This is a genomic window from Phenylobacterium sp. (assembly GCF_035309685.1).
In the GTDB taxonomy this organism is placed as follows: Bacteria; Pseudomonadota; Alphaproteobacteria; order Caulobacterales; family Caulobacteraceae; genus Phenylobacterium.
In genome coordinates this window covers 1-19,936 of sequence record NZ_DATGEX010000057.1, presented here as the reverse complement: position 1 = coordinate 19,936, position 19,936 = coordinate 1, and the positions used below count along the sequence as shown (strand labels likewise).

The window sequence follows — 19,936 nt, the reverse complement described above, 5'->3', positions numbered from 1 at the left end:
CTTTTCCGACTGAATGGCGCCTTTCCGGCCCAGTGGCGGCTTTCCGACTCAAGCGCGATTGGACGCGCGCGGCGAAGGTGCTAACCTGCGGTGTCGTCGGGTCTCCAGTCTGACGCCGCCCAAAGCCCCGGTTCGAGGTGTCACACCCTTGGCCGGGGCGCTCTGGCCCATCCTTCTGGCCAGCCGCTCAGGCCTATCCATGAACCGCTACTGGACCCTGGCAGCCCGCCCGCTCGACCCATGGCCGACGCGGGACACCTTCGAACTTCGCGAGGCGCCGATCCCGGAACCGGGGCCGGGCCAGGCGCTGACCCGGACGATCTACGTCTCTCTCGACCCCTATCAGTGGGGCTACAAGAAGCGGGGCGTCGAGCCGGCCGGCGCGCCCTGCCACGCCCGCACCGTCGCCCAGGTGGTCGAGAGCCGGATGGCGGGTTACGCCCCCGGAGACCTGGTCTTCAACACCAACGGCTGGTCGGACTACGGCCTGATGGGCGAGGGCGTGCCCAGGCCCGGCTACATGATCCCCCGCAAACTCGACCCCGCGCAGGGCCGGATCTCCCAGGCGGTGGGCGTGCTGGGCATGCTGGGGCTGACCGCCTACGCCGGCATGATCCTGCAGGCCGAGCCGAAGGCCGGCGACACCGCCGTGGTCTCCGCGGCCTCCGGCGGCGTCGGCCAGATCGCCGGCCAGCTCGCGCGGCTCAAGGGCGCGCGCGTGGTCGGCATCGCCGGGCGCGAGGAGAAATGCCGCTTCGTCATCGAAGAGCTCGGCTTCGACGCCGGCGTCTCGCACCTGTCGCCGACCTTCGCGCAGGACCTCGCCGCGGCCTGCCCCAAGGGCGTCGACGTCTATTTCGAGAATGTCGGCGGCGCGGTGTTCGACGCGGTCCTGCCGCTGTTCAACCCAGGCGCCCGGATGACCATCTGCGGCCTGATCGCCCACTACGGCGACGACGCCGGGACCGACGCCCGCGCCGCCCTGATGGCGCGCGGCGAAGAGATCTTCCGTACACGGCAGGTCACCGTCAAGGACCTCTTTGTCGGCGACTTCGTAAAGGATCACGAGGCCACGTTCCTGCGCGAGATGGGCGGCTGGGTCGACCAGGGCCAGGTCCGCTACCGCGAAGACATCCGCCAGGGTCTGGAAAACCTCCCTGAGGCCTTCGCCGAGATGCTGAAGGGCGGCGCCTTCGGCAAGATGCTGGTGCAGGTCGCCGAGGACCCGACGCTCTAAGCATAGCCCAAATGCATTTGGCGCAACGCCGGTCCTTGACTTGGCCGTGCAGGAGGGCTCGCATCCGCTCAAACTTCAAGGGGACGAAACCACCATGTCGCGCATCACGCTTATCGCCGCCGCCGCGGCCGCCACCCTGGCGCTCGGCCTTCCGGCCGTCACCGCCTTCGCCCAGACGCCGCCGGCCAACGCCGACGCGCTCACCGACCCCGCCATGAAAGGGCCCGAGGTCATCGCCTTCATCGGCCTCAAGCCCGGTCAAAAGGTCGCCGACGTCATCGCCGGCCGCTTCGTCCGCGCGCTCAGCCAGGCGGTCGGTCCCAAGGGGGTGGTCTACGCCTACGAGCCGGACGAGATCGTCAAGACCCACCCGGAGGCCGCCGCCGGCCTGACCAAGATCGTCGCCGACCCGGCCTACGCCAACGTCAAGGAGGTGACCGCGCCGATCAACGCCGCCAACCTGCCCAAGGGCCTGGACGCGGTGTTCATCCGCCAGAACTACCATGACCTCTACGACAAGTTCATGGGCCCGGCCGACGTGCCCGGCTTCAACAAGCAGGTGTTCGCCGCGCTCAAGCCCGGCGGCGTCTACGTCATCCTCGACCACGCCGGCGCGGCCGGCTCTGGCCTGACCGGCACCGAAACCCGCCACCGGATCGAGGAGGCCCGCGTCAAGACCGACGTGCTGGCCGCCGGCTTCAAGCTCGATGGCGAAAGCACGATCCTCGCCAACCCGGCGGACGACCATTCCAAGATGGTCTTCAACCCGGCGATCCGCGGCAAGACCGACCAGTTCCTGCTGCGCTTCAAGAAGCCGAAATAGGCTTCGCCGACAGGTCGCGGGGCGGCGGACACAAAAGTCTCAAGCCCCGCGCCTAGTGTGCGCGTGCGATTCCAGTCGGGAGATCATATGCCTAAGCTTCATCGCCTCGCGTCCGCCTGCGCGATCGCCGGAGTGTTCGCCCTCGCCGCCTTGCCGGCCGCGGGCGCGGGCGCCGGCGCGGACGACCTGCGGCTCAACCAGATCCAGGTGATCGGCAGCCACAACAGCTATCACGCGGGCCTCACGCCGGGCGTCGCCAAGATGCTGCAGGCCACCAATCCCAAGGCTTTCGACGGCCTGGACTATCAGCACGCCCCGCTGACCACCCAGTTCGACAAGGGCATCCGCCAGATCGAACTCGACGTCTATGTGGACGCGCACGGCGGCCGCTTCGCGCACCCGTTCGGCGCGACGCTGAACGCCGGCGGCGCGGCGGCCTTCGATCCGGAGCACGTCTTCGCCAAGCCGGGCTACAAGGTCATGCACGTCCAGGACATCGACTACGTCTCCAACTGCCAGCCCTTCGTCGGCTGCCTGAAGGAGATCCGCGCCTGGTCGAAGGCCCACCCGAACCACGTGCCGCTGTTCATCCTGGTCGAGACCAAGACCCAGGATCCGATCAAGGCCGTGCCCGGCATGGTCGACTACGAACGCTTCACGCCGCAGGCGCTGGATGCGCTCGACGCCGAAATCCGCTCGGTCTTCCCGGAAAACGAGATGGTCACCCCCGACCAGGTGCGCGGCAAGCACGCGACGCTCCCCGAGGCGGTGGCTCACGGCGGCTGGCCCACCCTGAAGGCCGCCCGCGGCAAGGTGGTCTTCCTGCTCGACCAGACCAACATCACCCCCAACTACGTCCTGGGCCACGAGGCGCTGAAGGGCCGCGTGCTGTTCACCAACGCCAAGGCCGGCGCGCCCGACGCGGCCTTCGTCGAGCACAACGACGCCGATCCAGCGCAGATCGATGCGCTGGTGAAGCAGGGTTACATCGTCCGCACCCGCTCCGACGCCGACACCAAGGAAGGCCGCACCGGCGACACCACCACCCGCGACAAGGCGCTGAAGAGCGGCGCCCAGATGGTCTCCACCGACTACCCCTGGTACGAGCCCTCGCGCTGGACCGGCTACACCACAGCCCTCCCCGGCAAGGCCTCGGTCCGCTGCAACCCGGTGACAGCGCCGGCCGGCTGCAAGGACGCGGCGATCAAGGATGCGGCGGTCGCGAACTGAGGCGCGAAAGCCGACGCGCGGACATGACGACGCCGCCGGTCCATCGACCGGCGGCGTCATGGATGTCCCTTTCGTCTAGGCGTGGACGATCTTGCGACGGCGGCGCAGGGCCGCCCCGGCCAGTCCGAAGCCGCCGATCATCAAGGCCCAGGAGGCCGGTTCGGGAACGGCCCCGCCGCCATTTGCGAACCTCACCTCGTCGGTGAACGCCCACGGCCCGTTGGAGACCTCCTGGACGCGCACATAGCGGGCGTCGATGCCGAGGCTGTTGACGTCCAGCCACACGTGCGGGCCGGTGTCGAAGACATAGCGATCATTTGCATCGCTGGGTGGCACGACCAGGGAACCGGCCAGGACCCAGGTCAGGTCGTTGTTCGACGAGTAGATGTTGAGTGACGGCAACACGACATCGCCCAGGTTGTCCTGGGTGGATCCCACCGAGACGGAGTCGATGGTCTTGGACGACCCGAAGTCGAAGTCGATGTTCACCAATCCTGCGCCGCCGACGTTCCAGCCGACCCAAGGCGCGGCGCCGTCGACCTCCCAGCCGGCGTCGCCGATGACGCCATCGGTGAGCTTCGTGAACCCCGGATCCAGGTAGCAGAACGACCCGCAGTTGGCGCCGGGCGTAAATGTGTAGCTCGCGGGGGTCACCTGGCCGGCGTTGGCCGCCATGGCGCCCAGGGCCACAAAGCCCGCGGCAACGGTTGGGGCGCAGACTCTGGAAATATTGCGTCGCGACATTGGCAAAACTCCCACGCCGGCGCGACCGGACATTCGCTCACCCCGGTTCCGACAACGCTATTCTTCGACCGATGTTTTTCCAAATCGATTCGCCTGAAACGGGAATCTGGGACCTGGACGATGGCGGCCCAGTCGCCCCTCTGCCTACCCTCTCCCCTCGGACCTCGCCTCGCGGGAGAGGCAGCCCCAAATCCTCCGCCCGCCCTTGCCCACCGCCACCCATTTCACGCTAAGGTCGCGCGGCAAAGCTTGGGGGATGTTCCACGTGATCGAGTACCGGCGTTTGGCCCGCGCGGCCGCCTTGGCCCTGGCCACCGTCCTGGCTTCCGCATCCCTGGCGCCGGCCCAAACCGCGGCGCCAGTCCAGGCGCAGGACGAGGCCTACACCGCGCTGATCAAGAAGCACCTTGTCGATCCGCGCTTCACCACCGAGCTCGTCGACCACATGCCGGCGTCGGACACCGTGCCGTCACCCTTGAAGTTCTTCGGCCGCATCCCCGGCACGCCGGGCGAACTGACCTACGCCAAGGACATCGAGCGCTACTATCAGGAGCTCGCCAAGACCTCGCCGCGCGTGAAGTTCTGGACGGTCGGCAAGTCGGAGGAAGGCCGCGACCAGGTGGTGATCGCCATCGCCGACGAGGCGACGCTGAAGGACCTCGACAAGTACAAGGCCCAGCTGGCCGCGCTCGGCGACCCGCGCAAGACCACGCCGGCTGAGGCCAAGGCGATCATCAAGACCGCCAAGCCGATCTACTGGATCACCAGCGGCATTCATTCGCCGGAGACCGGCGGCCCGGAGATGCTGATCGAGCTCGCCTACCGCCTGGCGATCGAGGAGACGCCCCTCGTCCAGAACATCCGCAAGAACGTCATCACCTTCATCACCCCGGTGGTCGAGGTCGATGGCCGCGAGAAGATCGTCGACACCTACTACTACGGCAAGAAGACCGGCAAGCCGAAGCCGCCGCTGGTCTACTGGGGCAAGTACGTCGCCCACGACAACAACCGCGACGGCATGGGCCAATACCTGAAGCTGACCCAGAACATCACCGCCGGGGTGCTGGAATGGCATCCGACCATCCTGCACGACCTGCACGAGGCGCAGTCCTACCTCTACGTCTCCACCGGCACCGGCCCGTACAATCCGGAGCTCGATCCGGTGCAGTCTCAGGAGTGGTGGCTGCTGGCTGAGACCGAGCTCACCGAGATGGCCAAGCGCAAGGTCCCCGGCGTCTTCACCTACGGCTACTATGACGGCTGGGTGCCGAACTATCTGTTCTGGATCGCCAACGCCCACAACTCGTTCGGCCGCTTCTACGAGGTGCAGAGCTATGGCCCCGACGTCCAGAAGGACCTGAAGCTGCCGGTGACCGCCACCAGCCGCGAGTGGTACCGCCAGAACCCGCCCCTGCCCTCGGTCGATTGGGGGCCGCGCAACAACACCAATATCCAGGAATCGGCCCTGCTGATCGCGCTGGACCGGGTGGCCAAGGACCGCGAGGTCTATCTCGACACCTACTATGTGAAGAGCCAGCACGCCGTCGACGGCGGCAAGGTCGATGGCGGCAAGACGGGCGCCGCCAACGCCTGGATCGTTCCCGCCGACCAGACCGCCAGGCTCAACGTCGCCGACATGATCAACGACGTCCGCCGCCAGGGCCTGGAAGTCAGCGTCGCCGACGCCGCGTTCACCGCCGGCGGGGTTAAGGTCGCGCCGGGCGACTATGTGATCCGCGCCGACCAGCCCTACCGCACGCTGGCCGACCTCTATTTCAGCGTCCAGAACTACCCGGCCGCCAATCCCAGGCCCTACGACGACACCGGCTGGACCATGTCCTACATGCGCAACGTCCGCATGCAGACGATCCATGACCCGGCGGTCCTCAAGCAGCCCATGACCCTGCTCACCGCCGACGTCGCGCCCAAGGGCGTGGTGGCCGGCGGCGGCAAGACCATCCTGGTCAACCACACCGGCGACAACGAGCTCGTCACCTTCCGCTTCAAGCTGAAGGACGTGAAGATGCTGGCCGCCGAGACCGCCTTCGACGCCGGTGGCAAGCACTACGCCGCCGGGACCTTCATCATCCCCGACGCCCCGCGCGCCCAGGTCGAGAAAGCCGTGGCGGAACTTGGCCTGACCGCCGAAGCGGTGGACGCCGCGCCGACGGTCAAGTCTCACGCCCTCACCGTGCCGCGCATCGGCTACCTGCACTCGTGGCTCCGGACCCAGGACGAGGGCTGGTGGCGCGCGGCGCTGGACCACTACGGCGTGCCCTACACCTACCTCGCCGACACCAAGGCCCGCCAAGGCGACCTGCGGAAACGTTTCGACGTCATCCTCTACCCGACCGTCGGCTCCTCGGCCCGCGACCAGGTCGTCGGCGTGGCCATGAACGGCGACGTGGCCATCCCCTACAAGAAGAGCGACCTCACCCCGAACCTCGGCGTCCTCGACAGCGCCGACGATATCCGCGGCGGCCTGGGCGCCGACGGCCTGGCCGAGCTGCAGAAGTTCGTGAAGGCCGGCGGCGTCTTGATCGGCGACGGCTCGACGGTGGAGATGCTGGCGAACTACGGCGTCGCCGCTGGCGTCAGCGTCGCCGCCCCGCCCGAGCTCTACACCAAGGGCGCCCTGATGCGCGGCGTTTTCACCGACCAGGCCAGCCCCATCGCCTATGGCTACGGCGCCAAGGAGATGCCGGTCTATTTCGCCGATGCGCCGGTGATCACGGTCGCGACGCCCGGGCAGGGCGGCTTCGGCGGCGGCGGCGGGCAGGGCGGCGGCGCGGGCGCCCGCTACGCCCAGACCATCACCCCCAACGCCGTCGCGGCCCACGTCTCGCCGTTCCCGACGCCCGACCAGCCGGCCAAGCCCGCCGCCGCCCCGGCCGAACCGGTCGAGACCGCCCCGCCGGCCTCGCGCCAGGGCGGCGCCGAGCCCACCCAGCGCCCGCGCACCGTCATGGCCTTCCCGGCCCAGGCCGACACCATCCTGCTGTCGGGCATGCTGGAGGGCGGGTCGGCGCTGACCCGCAAGGCGCTGATCGTCGACGTGCCGGACGGCAAGGGCCACATGGTGCTGTTCGGCCTGCGCCCCTACTGGCGCTGGCAGACCCAGGGCTCCTACTTCCTGGGCTTCAACGCCATCCTCAACTGGGACCACCTGGACGCGGGCATGCCGCCCAAGCCCGCGCCGGCCAAGGATGCGAAGGACGCGCCCGCCAAGGACGCTCCGGCCAAACCCGCCGACTGAGCTGAGGATAAGTCACAAAGCCGCAGCCGCGAACGCTTCCCTCCAGGCGCGAAGCAGCCGAGTCTGGGCTCCAAGGGGCTTGGAAGCGGATATGTGCCATGAGTGATGCGACCTACGTCGCCTTCGTTCCCGCCAAGAAGTGCGACCGCCTGCGCGAGATGCTGCAGACCGAGGACACCGGACCGCTCGAGTGGAAGGAGCGCCGCGCCTTCTCCGGCGGCAGCGAATTCTACTTCTCCGGCCCGTCCGCGCTCGCCCGCCGCGCCCATGCCTACGTCACCGAGTGGGTGATCGCGGACTAGATCCGGGCGCTACTTGCCCTTCATCCTGCAGTTCTTGAAGGCCGACTTGGCGCCCTCGACCTGCACGGTCTTGCCGTCGGTCCAGAACTTGGCGGTCCCGGCGGCGAACGCCACGCCTGAGGGCGACGGCGTCCGCTTCAGATCGACCGGTTTAGAGCCGTCATTGGCGGTCATCTCGACCTTGGTCGGCTGGTCGGAGTCGTAGTTCAGATTGAACGCCGCCCCGCCGTCGCAGTTGTAGAAGGCCTGGTAGAAGTCGTTCATCGGCGGCTGAGGGCCTCCCGACGCGGCGGGCGAGGCCGGCGGCGTCTGGGCCAAAGCCGCTCCGGCGGCCAGCAAGGCCGCGACGGCGAGAACACGCGAGCCATTCACTCTCACAAAAGCGTTCATTCCAGGGTCTCCCCATAGGATCGCTTCAATGGTTCCGAGACGCAGTATGCCGTGTAACTTTGTGACAGCAAAGCGCGCTCAGCGCCGCGGCTAGCCCCTCCGGTTCCAGGGCAGGTCGAAGCGGCGCAGCATCGCCGCCTCCAGGCCCGCGGCGGTGTTCACCGGCCAGCCGCTCCAGACGCTGTCCAGCGGGCTCACCGTATAGATCTCCACCGACGCCGGCCGCCGAAGCTCGCCCACGAGCTTCTCCCGCAGCCGCACATTGGCCGGCAGTTTGCTGCGCCCCGGCCGGTAGAGCTCAAGCCGCACGTCCAGCCGCCGCAGCGTCAGGCCCATGTAGACCGCCCGCCCGCCAGTGACGAAGGCGTAGAGCCCCGGCCGCTCCGGCGCCCGGCCGCTCATCGCCAATTGCCCGTCCTCGTCCAGGCTCCAGACGCCGGTGTGGTGGAATCCGCCGGCGATCAGCGCCGCCGCCTCCAGCGCCGGCTTGCTGTTCTTCGGCGGCGGCGGCGGCGCGATGGCGCTGACCACGGCCCCGATCAGGCCGGCGTCGCGCAGCACGTCCTCGGCCACGTGCGGCCGGATGCCGAGCTGGGAGGCGATGCTCGCCGGCTCGAACCCCTGGTGGTGCAGGTCGATGATCCGCTGGTTTCTGCTCAACCCCTGCTCCCCGCGCGGCCGGCCGGATAGCCCGACTCATTTGCCGCACAGCATCTCATCCGCGCGGGCGATCCGCACGCGCATCTTGTTCGTTACGCGAACGCGGGTCTTGGGGATGCCTTTAGGGGTTGAGACTCAGCCGCCGCGCAGCATCTGCACCTGCGAGCCCGCGATCTGGCGCACCTCGCAGACGCCTTCCCAGCCCGGCATGTGTTCCACGTGCAGCTCCATGAAGTCGCGCGCGCTCTGGATCGCGGCGGCCATGTCCGGAAGCTCGAAGACCGCGAAGCCGCCGATCACCTCCTTGGTCTCGGCGAACGGCCCGTCGGTGACCGCCAGCTTGCGCTTGCGGATCGAGACCTCGGCGCCGGCGTCGCGCGGGAAAAGGCCGCCGTCGCTGATCATCCGCCCGGCCGCGACCTCGCGCTGCGCCATGGCGTGCATGGCCTCCATCATGGCGGGCGGCGGCCCGGCCGTCTGCTGGCCGTCGGTCTTGATGATGAACATGAAGCGCATGAGGTCTCTCCTGAAGGGCGCACCATAGCGCCGGAGCCCTCAGGACGGGCCAGCCCGCGCCGACCCGACATTTTTTCTTCGACCGTCCCGGCGAGGCCTTCAGCCGCCGCTGGCGGCCGTCTGCCGGGGCGCCGACGTGCGGAACACGGGGCCGCCGCTGTAGGTGAAGTAGAGCTTCCCCTGGCTGTTGGCGACATAGACGTGGTGGGCCAGGAAGAAGTCCGCCCCGATCAGCACGTCGAAGTCGCTCGCCACGGATTGCCCGATGGCGAGCTTGCCGTTCTTGATCTCCTCATCGCCGATCTTGACGCTGGCGAAGGTCGCGACCCAGGTCTTGATCTGGCCGTCGAGGCCCTGGCTCTCGCCGATCTGCGTGACGCCGGCGTCGCTGGTCTTGACGCCCGCCCGCGCCGCCGCGTGCTGGGTGATGAAGGAGGTGGCCGCCCCGGTGTCGAAAAAGGCGCGCATCGGCTGGCCGTTGATCGAGATCATCGCCAGCGTGTGCTCGCCGCCGTTGTTGCGGCCGGCCGCCTCCAGCGGCAGCACCGAATAGGTCATCTGCGGCGTCGCCCAATAGGCCAGGTTCGCCGTCTCGCAGTCCTGCGGCCGCACCAGCCGCAGCACGCCGGCCTTGAAGTCGTACTCGTCGTCGGAGCTGTGCAGCAGGTTCTGCCCCACCAGGCCCGAGGCGCCGCCGTCGAGGTCGCGGATGGTCAGGAACTTCACGTTGGGAAATTTCGAGCCGCCGAACTCGAAGCTCGGCGCGATCACCAGGCCCGTTTCCGTGGCGTGGCCCTTGGCCCCGGTGGTCACCGTGTTGGCCGAGGTCGGCACCAGCGAGCCGATCGCCTTGGCCGTGACCGCGGGCAGCTTCGCCTGCGCCGCGAAGCTGGCGGTGAGCGAGCTGCCGAACGCCCCGGAATCCAGCAGCAGCTGGACGGGCTGGCCGTCGATCTTCGCCGCCACCAGGGGCCTCAGGCCCTGCATGGTGACCGGCACCTCCGCGGTCGCCAGCTTGCACGCGGCGTGCGCCGACAGCGGCCCGGCAAGTGCGGCCGCGAGGACGGCGAAGGGTGCGATTTTCATTTTCGGTTCCGTACTTTAGGCATGGGTTGGCCCAGCCGCGACCGGGGGCGTGGCAAGGACGTCACCGGCCGCAGGCTTCCCGAGGCGCGCCCGCGGCGCGTGAGGCGAGATGTAGCAGCTTCGCCGTTGGGCCCGGCGCCGGTCCCGCTGCGGTTGACGGGGCGGCCGGTTCAGCGACTGCTGCGCGGGCGGGGGAGAGAACGCATGCAAGATGATCCGGCCGGCGGGCGCCTGCGGCGCAACCTCAATTCCTTCGAGGTCCTGCTGCTGACGCTGTCGTGCCTCTCGCCGGTGGTCTCGATCTTCGGCATCGGCGGCGACGTGCTGCACCAGGTGGGGACGGGCGCGGCCGCCCTGTTCGCGCTGGGCATTGGCGCGGCGGTGGTCTGGGCGGCGATGTATGCGGAGCTGGGCTCGGCCTATCCCTACGCCGGCGCCGACTATGTGGGCGTGGGCACGATCCTGGGCGGCTGGGCCGGGGTGGTGACGCTGGGCCTCTGGGCGGCGACCGTCGGACCCTCGCTGGCGTTCACCGCCAAGTCCCTGGCGCCCTACGTCATCGAGCTCGCGCCGGGCCTGCCCGCCGGGCCGATCCCCTTCGTCACCCTGGCCGCGGCGGCGGCCATCGCGCTCCTGGGCGTCCGCACCGGCGCCCTGGTCACCGGCGCCTTCCTGGCCATCGAGCTCGCCGCGGTCGCGGTGCTGATCGGCGTCGGCCTGATCCACCCGGCCCGCGGCGTCGAGACCCTGGCCGCCCAACCCTTCGCCATGATCGGCGGGCGCTGGGCCGCGGTTCCGGCCGGCGCCATGGCGCTGGGCGCGATCACCGCCATCTACGCCACGGTCGGCGGCAACCAGGCGCTGGCGTTCGGCGAGGAGCTGAAGGAGCCGCACCGGCGGATGGGCCGGGTGGTCGTCGCCGCCTGCATGATCGGCGCGTTCGCGACCGCGCTCCCGGTGGTCCTGGTGATCCTGAGCGCCCGCGACCTCCCCGCCGTGCTGGCGAGTCCGGCGCCCTTCGCGACCTTCCTCTCCGCGGCGCTCGGCCCCTGGGCCGGGCCGGCGCTCTCCGCCGGCGTGGCCCTGGCGATCTTCAACGCGCTCGCCGCCAGCGTGATGATCTATGGGCGGCTCTATTTCAGCCTGGGCCGCGACCGCCTGTTCGGCGCCCGCCTCAACGGCTGGCTCGCCCGCGTCTCGCCCGGCGGCGTGCCCAGGTCCGCGACGCTCACGGTCACCGCCTTCGGCCTCGCCTGCTGCTTCATCGACGGCCACGTACTGCTGGTCTTCATGAGCGGCCTATTGGTCTACGGCTGGGGCCTGGTCTGCCTGGCCGTCCTGATCGGGCGCAGGAAGGGCCTGACCGGCGCGCCGGGCTATTGGCGCGCGCCCCTCTTCCCGCTGTTTCCGGTGCTGGGCCTGATCATGACCGCGGTCTTCACGGTTTCCGACCTGATGGACGCCGACGCCGGCCGGCCCAGCGTGCTGCTGCTGGGCCTCGTCGTGCTGGCGGCGCTCGCCTGGTATTACCTGGTCCTGAAGCGCCGCCCGGGCGGCTGGACGCCCTCGCTCGAGCAGCCCTGAACGCCGCCGCCGCCCGGACACCGCATGCAGCGACTTGGCGTCGTTGCGCGTTCATTCCCATGTCGACAAATGACGTGAACAGAGCGTAGGCCTTCTCCACCATGTCCAACGCCCGCGCCCTGCGGAGCCGCCGGAACCGTCCGCCGGACTGGAACGAAGCCACCTGGCGGAAGCGGATGAACGGGAAACGGCCTCAGCAGCTCACCGATCTCGCCGAGGCCGACCGCTTCCAGATCCTGATCGATGCGGTCAAGGACTACGCGATCTACCTGCTCGACGCCGACGGGCGCGTCACCACCTGGAACACCGGCGCGCAGCGCTTCAAGGGCTATCGGCCGGACGAGATCATCGGCCAGCATTTCTCGGTCTTCTACACCGACGAGGACCGCGCCATCGGCCTCCCCGCGCGCGCCCTGCACACCGCCGCCACCGAGGGCCGGTTCGAGGCCGAAGGCTGGCGCGTCCGCAAGGACGGCACGCGCTTCTGGACCCACGTGGTCATCGATCCGGTGATCGGCGAGGACGGCGGGGTCATCGGCTACGCCAAGATCACCCGCGACATCTCCGACAAGCGCGCGGCCGACGACGCCCTCATGGCCAGCGAGCGGCGTTTCCGGCTGCTGGTCCAGGCGGTGCGCGACTATGCGATCTACATGCTCGACCCGCAGGGCAACGTCACCAACTGGAACGCCGGCGCCCAGGCGATCAAGGGCTACACCGCCGAGGAGATCGTCGGGCGCCACTTCTCGCTGTTCTACACCGAGGAGGACCGCGCGGCCGGCGCGCCGGAGCGCGCGCTGGCCACCGCGCGGCGCGAGGGGCGCTTCGAGGGCGAGGCGCAGCGGGTGCGCAAGTCCGGCGAGCGGTTCTGGGCCAACGTGCTGATCGACCCGATCTACGACGAGGCAGGCGTCCTCATCGGCTACGCCAAGGTCACCCGTGACATCACCGAACGGCGCAAGGCGCAGGCGGAGATCGAGCGCGCCCGCGACGCGCTGGCCCAGGCCCAGAAGCTGGAGGCGATCGGCCGGCTGACCGGCGGCGTCGCCCACGACTTCAACAACCTGCTGACGGTGATCCGCGCCTCGGCCGACTTCCTGCGCCGTCCCGATCTCAGCGAGGAGAAGCGCGCGCGCTACGTCGACGCCATCGCCGAGACCGCCGGCCGCGCCGCGACGCTGACCGGCCAGTTGCTGGCGTTCGCGCGGCGCCAGTCCTTGAAGCCCGAGGTGTTCGATGTCGGCGCCCAGCTCACGGGCCTGCGGCAGATCATCGGCACGACCTTGGGATCGTCGGCGCAGCTGGTGCTGGACCTGCCGGAGGTCCCCCTGCTGGTGGAGGCCGATCCGAGCCAGTTCGAGACCGCGGTCCTGAACATGGTCATCAACGCCCGCGACGCCATGCCCAAGGGCGGCCAGGTGAGGATCAGCGCCGCGGCGGCCGACCGGGTGCCGGCCGTCCGGGGCCACGCCGCCGCGGCGGGCCGCTTCGTCGCCGTCGAGGTCGCCGACACCGGCTCCGGCATGACGCCCGACACCATCACCCGCATCTTCGAGCCCTTCTTCACCACCAAGCCCGTCGACAAGGGCACGGGCCTGGGGCTGAGCCAGGTCTACGGCTTCGTCAAGCAGTCGCAGGGCGAGGTCGACGTGCGCAGCGAACTGGGCGTGGGCTCCGTCTTCACCCTCTATCTGCCGCGCTCGATGGCGCCGGCGCCGGCGCCGCACGGCCCGCGTCCCGTGGACCTGGGCGCCGTCCCGGCCCGCCGGATCCTGCTGGTGGAGGACAATCAGGGCGTGGGCCACTTCGCCGCCGGGCTGTTGCGCGAGCTGGGCCAGACCGTGACCTGGGTGGGCGACGGCCAGACTGCGCTCGAGCTGCTGGCCAAGGACGCGGCGGCCTTCGACCTGGTGTTCTCCGACGTGGTGATGCCGGGCATGAGCGGCATCGAACTCGGCCACGCGGTGAAGGCCCGATGGCCCGGCCTGGAGGTGATCCTGACCAGCGGCTACAGCCACGTGATCGCCGAGGAGGGCTCCCACGGCTTCGAACTGCTGCGCAAACCCTACTCCGTCGACGGCCTGCTGGCCGCGCTTCGCCAGGCCCCCGCGCCGGCGGCGCCCGCGCCTTGACTCGCCGGGACCGGCAGGCTCGCATCCACTGTGAGATTTAAGGGCAGGCGGCGCCTGACGGCGCCCTCACCGACCGGGGGATCAGCATGAGACGTCTTGCGATGGCCATCGGACTGCAGCCGCGGACCTTGGCCCTGCTAGCCGCCGCCCTGCTCCTGTCCGGACCCGGCGGCGCCAACGCCCAGGCGCGGCGCTGGGACATCCCGGCGCCCAAGGCGCCGCCGGGCGCGATTCCGCTGACGGCGCCCGCGCCGCCATCTTCAAGCTCCGGGGCCCCGGCGCCGCCGGAGACCTGGAGCATGTCGAGCTCCGACAACGTGCCGGTGGTGCAGAACGTCTCCGCGCCCACCCTCACGCCCTTCCTCCCCGCGCCCGGCAAGGCCACCGGGGCGGCGGTGATCATCGCGCCGGGCGGCGCCTTCTACCTGCTGGCCATGAAGCACGAGGGCTGGGACGTGGCGCGCTACCTGCAGGCCCACGGCGTCGCCGCCTTCGTGCTGAAGTACCGCGTGCACCCCACCGAGCCCAAGGCCGCCGGCCTCGACAAGGGCCTCGCGGCCCTGGGCGCCCTGCCCCCGCCGCAGCGCCTGGCCGCCCTGGACGAGGGCGCCAGGATCGCCACCGAGGACGCGCAGGCGGCCATGCGCCTGGTCCACGCCCGCGCCGCGCAATGGCACATCGACCCGGGGCGGATCGGCTTCATGGGCTTCTCGGCCGGCGCCATCACGACCATGAGCCTGGTCTACGCCGACGCGCCGGGGACGCGGCCCGCCTTCATCGCCCCGATCTATGGCGGCCTGGGCGCGCCGGCCAAACCGATCCCCAACGCCCCGCCGCCGATGTTCGCCGCCATGGCCGCCGACGACCCGCTGTTCGGCAAGACCGACTTCGCCCTGATCCCCGCCTGGGAGGCCAAGGGCGGCGCGGTCGAACTGCACCTCTACGAAAAGGGCGGCCATGGCTTCGGCTTCCCGGGGCGCCCGGGCACCACGACGCTGGGCTGGCCGGACCAGTTCCTGGCCTGGATGCGCGCGCGGGGGTTGCTGACCAGGGCGAATTAGGTCGCGCCGCCTCGCCTGCAAAATCAGTCGTGGCCGCCCAGGCCCAACGCGGCCCGCCCTCCGGGCCACAGCGCCTGAAAGCGCGCCTCCGCGGCGAACCAGTCGCGAAGGTCCTCGCCGATGTCGACGGCGTCCGCGAACGATGGCCAGCGCCGCCGCCACGCCCGCATCGTCGTCGCGCACGGCATTTGCGGGTCGCGGTCCAGGTCTCGCAACGACGCGCCGTGCGTCAGCCGCAGGCCCACCGCGTCCTCCGCCGCCCACGCCCGCGCGCGGCAGCGCGCCGCCGCGGCGCGCGCCTGTCCGCGCCGCATCGCCGTCTTCAGCGCCGCCGCCCATTCCGGCTGCTCGGCCCGCCAGCGGTTCAGCACCTTCAGCGAGGGAAAGTCCGGATCGCTGGCCAGCGTCCGCCGCATCGGCGCCCCCTTCAGCACCGCCGCCAGCAGCCGGCCCGCCACCTGCGCATCCCAGGCCCGCCAGCGCGGATGGCCGCTCATCGAGCGCTGCGAATAGCCGCCGGCCCGCAGCCGCCGCAGCGCCGCCTGGAACCCCTGCTGCGTGCGCCGCCAATAGGCATAGGCCCGCTGGCTCGGCATCCCCGGCCGCCCGAGCAGCTCCCGCACCGTCTCGCCAGCCGCCAGCCGCGCCAGGAAGGCGGCGGCCACATCCTCCCGGAACATCAGCCCGCGCGCCCAAGCCCCCTTGCGCCGCGCCGCCGCCAGCTCCGCCGCGAACCAGGCGTCCGCGCGGGCCCAGCCCCGCACGCTGTCCGCCGACGGCGCCCCCGCCGCCGCGCAGATCGCCGCCACCGTTTCCCCGGCCGCGACACGGGCGATGATGGCGAGCTTGATCTGGCCGCGGTCGGGGTAGGAAGGCATGGCGAGAGCCTGCCACAGATAGCCGCAATCGAGAACATATTAGGAACATACTGGCGCGCCGTGCGCGTGGATCGGATTGCGCGCCCGGCGCGTTAGCTTCCGCCGAGGGACGGCGCTTTCGAGATCGGAGCACCGTCATGCAGACCACCATCCCGGCCATCGCCGCCGCCGCGAGCCTCGCCACCGCGCTCATCGCCGCGCTCACCGCCGGCGCCGCCCAGGCCGCGACCTGCGCCTGCGCCGCCCCGCGCCATCACCACGTCCGCCACCTGACGCCGGCGCGCTATCGCCCCTACTACGTGCCGGAATACCGGCCGTACCGGATCGCCTATGCCGCGCCCGGGCCGCTTTACGAGGAGCCCGCATTCATCCCAGGACCGCCGCCGCCGCCGGTCCGCCTCGTCCGCCGCGTCTACGAGCCCGTGGTCTACGCGCCGCCGCCGCCGCCGCCGCCCCCGCCGCCCCCTATCGAATACGTCGACGGCCCCGGCTACCGCGCGGTCGACGCCGCCTACATCGGCCCCGATCCGGACTGGCGCCCGCCCGTCCGCCGCCACCCCCGCCACGCCCCGATCTGCCGACGGCCCTAGGAGGCGCAAGTCCACCCCCTCTCGCTCATCCCCGCGAAGGCGGGGTAAGCAAGGACCCACGCGACTTGTGTTCACCCGAGCGGCAGTTCCTCAAACAGATCCCGCCATCCGGGATTGAACCGTTCGATCAGTTCGAGCTTCCAGAGCCGCCGCCATTTCTTCATGGCCCGCTCTCGGGCAAAGGCGCCCCCGCGCCCCTCGAACACCTCGTAGTAGACGAGGCGCTTGACCCCATACGTCGCGGTGAACCCGGGGATCGCGCCCTCCCGATGCTCGATCATCCGACGGCTGATGCTGTCGGTGTGGCCGATGTAGAGCGTACCGTTCCGCTGGCTCGCAACGATGTAGACGTAGAAGGCCATCGCTCACCGCGACACCGATTGTTCCCCTTCCGTTCTAACACTCCGCTCATCCCCGCGAAAGCGGGGACCCAGGTGTTTTGTGTTTCAGAGGTCCCGCTTCCTAGGCATCGCCCAACTAGGCGCCGCTACGAAAAAAGCCTGGGTCCCCGCTTTCGCGGGGATGAGCGGATTAAGGGGTGGCGCATGGAAAGGCGTCCCTCGGGACGGACCGAGCCATAGATCTCATGGCGGCCAGTTTGCCTGCCGGCCTCGGCAACTCAAGGACCGGGCTTCGCCCGGCCGCGGCCCGGCGCGCCAAAGAGCGGGTCCTTGACTTGCCGAGGCCGGCAGGCTCGCATCCCCTTCGGGGGATTTCATATGAGAACTCGCGTCTTCGTTATCATGCTTTCGGCGCTGACCCTGGGCTTGCCCATGGCCGCGCACGCTCAAAGCCATGCCATCGATCCCAAGGCGCCCAATGGCTGGCAGATGCTGGACAGCCTGCCGACCTACAACAAGCTCCCCTGCACGGCCCGCATGGGCGGCGCGGAGATCAATGTGAACCTGTCGCTGAACAACGACGGGATTCCGTTCCTGGTGCTGGCCAGGCCCGATTGGCGCGACCTGCGGGGCGACGCGGTCGCCAAGGTCTCGGTGGACGGCGCGGCCGCCGACGACCAGCCGGTGACCATGATCGGCAACCTCGTCCTGGCGCTGGTGCGCGATCCGGCGCTGGTTCAAAAGCTGAGGGGTGGCCGCAGCGTCGCATGGACGCTCCCCATCGGCCGCTTTGAAGGGCGCATCGACGGCTTCGACGGCGCCCTGACGGCGGTGACCGCCTGCATCGTCAAACGGGATGGGCGAGGAATTTAGAAGGCGCCCGCCGGGGCGCTCCTGCCGGGGGGCATGCCAGTGAATCGTTGCGCCATTCTGGCGGTCGGAATGACCGCGCTCGCGACCGCCGCCGCCGCGGCCGAGCCGTTCCGCTTCGAGTCTGTCGCCAGCCTTCAGGACATGCAGGCCTTGGCGAGGCACGATTTCCCGCTCGGCACGCCGCGTGACCAGGTGCGCGCGGCCTTCGTCCAGCAGGGCGGCGCGACCCTCAAGCTTCACGCGAAGCGCGCCGAGACCGAGAAGTACCTCTACGACATCGACCTCTGCGGCTACTACGTCTGGCGTTGGAACATCTCGGCGGACTACGACGCCAAAGGCGGCTTGAAGCAGCTCTATGTGAACGCCACCCCGATGCTTGCCAACGCGCCGCCGCCGCCCTTGCCCGCCAAGGGGCCGTTCTACATGCTCTCCCGCCCACGGCCTCAGGCGGCCAAGGGCGAGAGCACCCTGAAGGCGATCATCAACGGCGATCAGATGATGCTGACGGCCATCGGACCCACGCGCCCCGATCCCCTGAACATGGGACGCGCCATCAACTACACCGGCGAGGTCTGGCGCTCGATCTTCGACGCCGACGACGCCGACCACATCGCGCCCTACGCCGGTGACTGCGCGAAGGTGGACGCGGAGATGAAGAAACAGATCGAGGCGGCGAAGGCGGCTCCTAACGGCGCGCCCTCCCACTGACCGTCATCCCAGGACTTGTCCCGGAGTCCCATAAGCGACGGCAGCGCAAGCAAGCCCCCACCCCTCTTCCCCGCTCATCCCCGCGAACGCGGGGATGAGCGGATTAGAGGGAGGGCTCGTAGGAAGGGCGTCCGTCGGACAGACCGAGCCATAGATCTCATGGCGGCCAGTTTGCCTGCCGGTCTCGGCAACTCAAGGACCGGGCTTCGCCCGGCCGCGAAGCGGCGCGCCAAAGAGCGCGTCCTTGACTTGCCGAGACCGGCAGGCTCGCATCTACCGTGAGATTTAGGGGCAGGAGTCATCCTGACGATGCATCTTCGTGATCGGGGCGCGGCCTCCATCGTGCTGGCGCTTCTGTTGATGTCGTCGTCAACGGAAGCTCGGCAAGCCTCGGCGAACCAGATCGTCAGAGTCGGGATCGGAGGCGGAATCCGTGTCCCGTCCGACAGCCCTGTTCGATACGTCCGTACCGGCAAAGAAGAAGGTGACTCCCACTTCTTCGGTCAGTTCGTCATCACCGGAACGTACAGATATGGCTGCTTCGTGGGGTGCGATGGCCCGCTCCAACCGGATGACCTCGTTCTCAAATTCTATCCTGACCGCTCTCTTGTGAAGCGGCTACCAAGCTGGGTTGTGTACAAGGAGCCGGCGGACGAAATTATCATCGAGAAGGCGGCCCCCTTCGTACAGTCCGTCGTCAGTTCGAAAATCCGCGGCCAGTTGCTCTCGAACAAACGCCAGTACGTCAGCGGTCGAGCTTCGATCTTGGTCGACGACTTCACGATGGATATCGAATGCGATTCTCCGAGCTATTTCGCTCGCTTCGTCCGAATCGTTCAGAGCCTGGATGCGCCAAAGCCCACCCCGGTCAGGCAAGTGGGCTGCGGCTAGCTCCTACTCCGCCGGTATCCCCTCCGCCGCGCTCTTCTTCGCCTGCATGTCGTCGAACGCCGCCCAGACGCCGCCGCCGCCATGCCACTGCCCGCGCGTGGCCGCCTTCGAGTACTCCGTACTCCGCGCCTCGAAGAAGTTCGCGTGCTCCACCCCGCTCAGCATCGACTGCAGCCAGGGCAGCGGGTTTTCCTTCACCCCGTAGACCTCCGGCAGCTGCAGCTGCCGCAACCGCCAGTCGGCGATGAAGCGGATGTAGGCCTTGATGTCGGCCGGGGTCATGCCCTGCACCTCGCCGGCCTCGAAGGCGAGGTCGATGAAGCGGTCCTCGAGGCCGACCACGGTCTTGCAGCAGTCGACGATGTCGTCGGCCACCGCCTTGGTCACCGCCTTCGTCTCGGCGTTGAAGGCGTGGTAGAGCTTGGTCATCCCCTCGCAGTGCAGGCTCTCGTCGCGCACCGACCAGCTGACGATCTGGCCCATGCCCTTCATCTTGTTGAAGCGCGGGAAGTTCATCAGCATGGCGAAGCTGGCGAAGAGCTGCAGGCCCTCGGTGAAGCCGCCGAACATGGCCAGCGTGCGGGCGATGTCGGCCTCGGTGTCGACGCCGAACTGCTGCATGTAGTCGTGCTTG

At 69.4% G+C, this 19,936-nt stretch carries 20 protein-coding genes; 12 read left to right on the top strand and 8 right to left on the bottom strand.

What is annotated here, in order from left to right; translation table 11 throughout:
• The first annotated feature begins 199 nt into the window (after positions 1-199).
• From VKQ35_RS17700 to VKQ35_RS17690, 3 genes are all read left to right on the top strand, one after another.
• A complete protein-coding gene (locus tag VKQ35_RS17700; RefSeq protein ID WP_324364033.1) occupies positions 200-1,237 on the top strand; it encodes an NADP-dependent oxidoreductase in 1,038 nt (345 codons plus the stop codon).
• A gap of 94 nt (positions 1,238-1,331) precedes the next feature.
• Positions 1,332-2,060, top strand: a complete 729-nt coding sequence (locus tag VKQ35_RS17695; RefSeq protein ID WP_324364031.1) for a methyltransferase — start codon at positions 1,332-1,334, stop codon at positions 2,058-2,060.
• Between the two features lie 87 nt (positions 2,061-2,147).
• Complete coding sequence (locus VKQ35_RS17690; RefSeq protein WP_324364030.1) at positions 2,148-3,290, top strand: phosphatidylinositol-specific phospholipase C1-like protein; 1,143 nt, start codon at positions 2,148-2,150, stop codon at positions 3,288-3,290.
• Positions 3,291-3,365: 75 nt separating this feature from the next.
• Here the strand turns inward: VKQ35_RS17690 and VKQ35_RS17685 are convergent, their stop codons facing one another.
• Positions 3,366-4,034, bottom strand: a complete 669-nt coding sequence (locus VKQ35_RS17685) for a PEPxxWA-CTERM sorting domain-containing protein (RefSeq protein WP_324364029.1) — start codon at positions 4,032-4,034, stop codon at positions 3,366-3,368.
• Positions 4,035-4,290: 256 nt separating this feature from the next.
• Here VKQ35_RS17685 and VKQ35_RS17680 point away from each other — a divergent pair, with 256 nt between their 5' ends.
• On the top strand, positions 4,291-7,290 hold the full coding sequence (locus tag VKQ35_RS17680; protein WP_324364028.1) for a M14 family zinc carboxypeptidase: 3,000 nt from the start codon (positions 4,291-4,293) through the stop codon (positions 7,288-7,290).
• Positions 7,291-7,388: 98 nt separating this feature from the next.
• The gene (locus VKQ35_RS17675; protein ID WP_324364027.1) at positions 7,389-7,592 is read left to right on the top strand and encodes a hypothetical protein; all 204 of its coding nucleotides are present in this window, start codon (positions 7,389-7,391) and stop codon (positions 7,590-7,592) included.
• Between the two features lie 9 nt (positions 7,593-7,601).
• Here the strand turns inward: VKQ35_RS17675 and VKQ35_RS17670 are convergent, their stop codons facing one another.
• The 4 genes from VKQ35_RS17670 to VKQ35_RS17655 all read right to left on the bottom strand — a co-directional run bounded on the left by VKQ35_RS17670 (position 7,602) and on the right by VKQ35_RS17655 (position 10,244).
• Positions 7,602-7,982 (bottom strand): MliC family protein, encoded by a 381-nt coding sequence (locus VKQ35_RS17670; protein WP_324364025.1) that lies wholly within the window; start codon positions 7,980-7,982, stop codon positions 7,602-7,604.
• A gap of 90 nt (positions 7,983-8,072) precedes the next feature.
• Positions 8,073-8,642, bottom strand: a complete 570-nt coding sequence (locus tag VKQ35_RS17665) for a hypothetical protein (RefSeq protein WP_324364023.1) — start codon at positions 8,640-8,642, stop codon at positions 8,073-8,075.
• Between the two features lie 135 nt (positions 8,643-8,777).
• Complete coding sequence (locus VKQ35_RS17660; RefSeq protein ID WP_324364021.1) at positions 8,778-9,158, bottom strand: YciI family protein; 381 nt, start codon at positions 9,156-9,158, stop codon at positions 8,778-8,780.
• Between the two features lie 99 nt (positions 9,159-9,257).
• Positions 9,258-10,244, bottom strand: a complete 987-nt coding sequence (locus tag VKQ35_RS17655) for a retroviral-like aspartic protease family protein (protein ID WP_324364019.1) — start codon at positions 10,242-10,244, stop codon at positions 9,258-9,260.
• Positions 10,245-10,448: 204 nt separating this feature from the next.
• Between VKQ35_RS17655 and VKQ35_RS17650 the strand changes: the two genes are divergently transcribed.
• The 3 genes from VKQ35_RS17650 to VKQ35_RS17640 all read left to right on the top strand — a co-directional run bounded on the left by VKQ35_RS17650 (position 10,449) and on the right by VKQ35_RS17640 (position 15,021).
• A complete protein-coding gene (locus tag VKQ35_RS17650; RefSeq protein WP_324364017.1) occupies positions 10,449-11,828 on the top strand; it encodes an APC family permease in 1,380 nt (459 codons plus the stop codon).
• Positions 11,829-12,004: 176 nt separating this feature from the next.
• Positions 12,005-13,960 carry a PAS domain S-box protein gene (locus VKQ35_RS17645; protein ID WP_324364015.1) on the top strand — a complete coding sequence of 652 codons (1,956 nt, stop codon included), beginning with the start codon at positions 12,005-12,007 and terminating at the stop codon, positions 13,958-13,960.
• Between the two features lie 86 nt (positions 13,961-14,046).
• A complete protein-coding gene (locus VKQ35_RS17640) occupies positions 14,047-15,021 on the top strand; it encodes an alpha/beta hydrolase (protein ID WP_324364012.1) in 975 nt (324 codons plus the stop codon).
• A 23-nt stretch (positions 15,022-15,044) separates the two neighbouring features.
• Here VKQ35_RS17640 and VKQ35_RS17635 read toward each other — a convergent pair whose 3' ends face one another.
• Positions 15,045-15,899 carry a hypothetical protein gene (locus tag VKQ35_RS17635; protein WP_324364010.1) on the bottom strand — a complete coding sequence of 285 codons (855 nt, stop codon included), beginning with the start codon at positions 15,897-15,899 and terminating at the stop codon, positions 15,045-15,047.
• Between the two features lie 137 nt (positions 15,900-16,036).
• On the opposite strand from VKQ35_RS17635, the gene VKQ35_RS17630 reads away from it, so the two are divergent.
• The gene (locus VKQ35_RS17630; RefSeq protein ID WP_324364009.1) at positions 16,037-16,489 is read left to right on the top strand and encodes a hypothetical protein; all 453 of its coding nucleotides are present in this window, start codon (positions 16,037-16,039) and stop codon (positions 16,487-16,489) included.
• A 71-nt stretch (positions 16,490-16,560) separates the two neighbouring features.
• Here VKQ35_RS17630 and VKQ35_RS17625 read toward each other — a convergent pair whose 3' ends face one another.
• Complete coding sequence (locus tag VKQ35_RS17625; RefSeq protein WP_324364007.1) at positions 16,561-16,851, bottom strand: GIY-YIG nuclease family protein; 291 nt, start codon at positions 16,849-16,851, stop codon at positions 16,561-16,563.
• 357 nt (positions 16,852-17,208) lie between these two features.
• On the opposite strand from VKQ35_RS17625, the gene VKQ35_RS17620 reads away from it, so the two are divergent.
• From VKQ35_RS17620 to VKQ35_RS17610, 3 genes are all read left to right on the top strand, one after another.
• Positions 17,209-17,703, top strand: coding sequence for a hypothetical protein (locus tag VKQ35_RS17620; RefSeq protein ID WP_324364005.1), 495 nt, complete (start codon positions 17,209-17,211; stop codon positions 17,701-17,703).
• A 69-nt stretch (positions 17,704-17,772) separates the two neighbouring features.
• Positions 17,773-18,411, top strand: a complete 639-nt coding sequence (locus VKQ35_RS17615; protein ID WP_324364004.1) for a hypothetical protein — start codon at positions 17,773-17,775, stop codon at positions 18,409-18,411.
• Positions 18,412-18,720: 309 nt separating this feature from the next.
• Entirely contained in the window at positions 18,721-19,302 is a 582-nt protein-coding gene (locus tag VKQ35_RS17610) for a hypothetical protein (RefSeq protein WP_324364003.1), read from the top strand.
• 3 nt (positions 19,303-19,305) lie between these two features.
• Here the strand turns inward: VKQ35_RS17610 and VKQ35_RS17605 are convergent.
• Positions 19,306-19,936 (bottom strand): ribonucleotide-diphosphate reductase subunit beta (locus tag VKQ35_RS17605; protein WP_324364001.1); only part of this gene is annotated, 631 nt, incomplete at its 5' end.

Excerpts from the sequence above, each read along its gene's own strand:
- VKQ35_RS17700 (WP_324364033.1), top strand. The coding sequence starts at position 200 with ATGAACCGCTACTGGACCCTGGCAGCCCGCCCGCTCGACCCATGGCCG.
- VKQ35_RS17680 (WP_324364028.1), top strand. The coding sequence starts at position 4,291 with ATGTTCCACGTGATCGAGTACCGGCGTTTGGCCCGCGCGGCCGCCTTG.
- VKQ35_RS17660 (WP_324364021.1), bottom strand. The coding sequence starts at position 9,158 with ATGCGCTTCATGTTCATCATCAAGACCGACGGCCAGCAGACGGCCGGG.
- VKQ35_RS17675 (WP_324364027.1), top strand. The coding sequence starts at position 7,389 with ATGAGTGATGCGACCTACGTCGCCTTCGTTCCCGCCAAGAAGTGCGAC.
- VKQ35_RS17670 (WP_324364025.1), bottom strand. The coding sequence starts at position 7,982 with ATGAACGCTTTTGTGAGAGTGAATGGCTCGCGTGTTCTCGCCGTCGCG.
- VKQ35_RS17650 (WP_324364017.1), top strand. The coding sequence starts at position 10,449 with ATGCAAGATGATCCGGCCGGCGGGCGCCTGCGGCGCAACCTCAATTCC.
- VKQ35_RS17625 (WP_324364007.1), bottom strand. The coding sequence starts at position 16,851 with ATGGCCTTCTACGTCTACATCGTTGCGAGCCAGCGGAACGGTACGCTC.
- VKQ35_RS17690 (WP_324364030.1), top strand. The coding sequence starts at position 2,148 with ATGCCTAAGCTTCATCGCCTCGCGTCCGCCTGCGCGATCGCCGGAGTG.
- VKQ35_RS17620 (WP_324364005.1), top strand. The coding sequence starts at position 17,209 with ATGAGAACTCGCGTCTTCGTTATCATGCTTTCGGCGCTGACCCTGGGC.
- VKQ35_RS17685 (WP_324364029.1), bottom strand. The coding sequence starts at position 4,034 with ATGTCGCGACGCAATATTTCCAGAGTCTGCGCCCCAACCGTTGCCGCG.
- VKQ35_RS17640 (WP_324364012.1), top strand. The coding sequence starts at position 14,047 with ATGAGACGTCTTGCGATGGCCATCGGACTGCAGCCGCGGACCTTGGCC.
- VKQ35_RS17630 (WP_324364009.1), top strand. The coding sequence starts at position 16,037 with ATGCAGACCACCATCCCGGCCATCGCCGCCGCCGCGAGCCTCGCCACC.
- VKQ35_RS17610 (WP_324364003.1), top strand. The coding sequence starts at position 18,721 with ATGCATCTTCGTGATCGGGGCGCGGCCTCCATCGTGCTGGCGCTTCTG.
- VKQ35_RS17645 (WP_324364015.1), top strand. The coding sequence starts at position 12,005 with ATGAACGGGAAACGGCCTCAGCAGCTCACCGATCTCGCCGAGGCCGAC.
- VKQ35_RS17615 (WP_324364004.1), top strand. The coding sequence starts at position 17,773 with ATGACCGCGCTCGCGACCGCCGCCGCCGCGGCCGAGCCGTTCCGCTTC.
- VKQ35_RS17655 (WP_324364019.1), bottom strand. The coding sequence starts at position 10,244 with ATGAAAATCGCACCCTTCGCCGTCCTCGCGGCCGCACTTGCCGGGCCG.
- VKQ35_RS17635 (WP_324364010.1), bottom strand. The coding sequence starts at position 15,899 with ATGCCTTCCTACCCCGACCGCGGCCAGATCAAGCTCGCCATCATCGCC.
- VKQ35_RS17695 (WP_324364031.1), top strand. The coding sequence starts at position 1,332 with ATGTCGCGCATCACGCTTATCGCCGCCGCCGCGGCCGCCACCCTGGCG.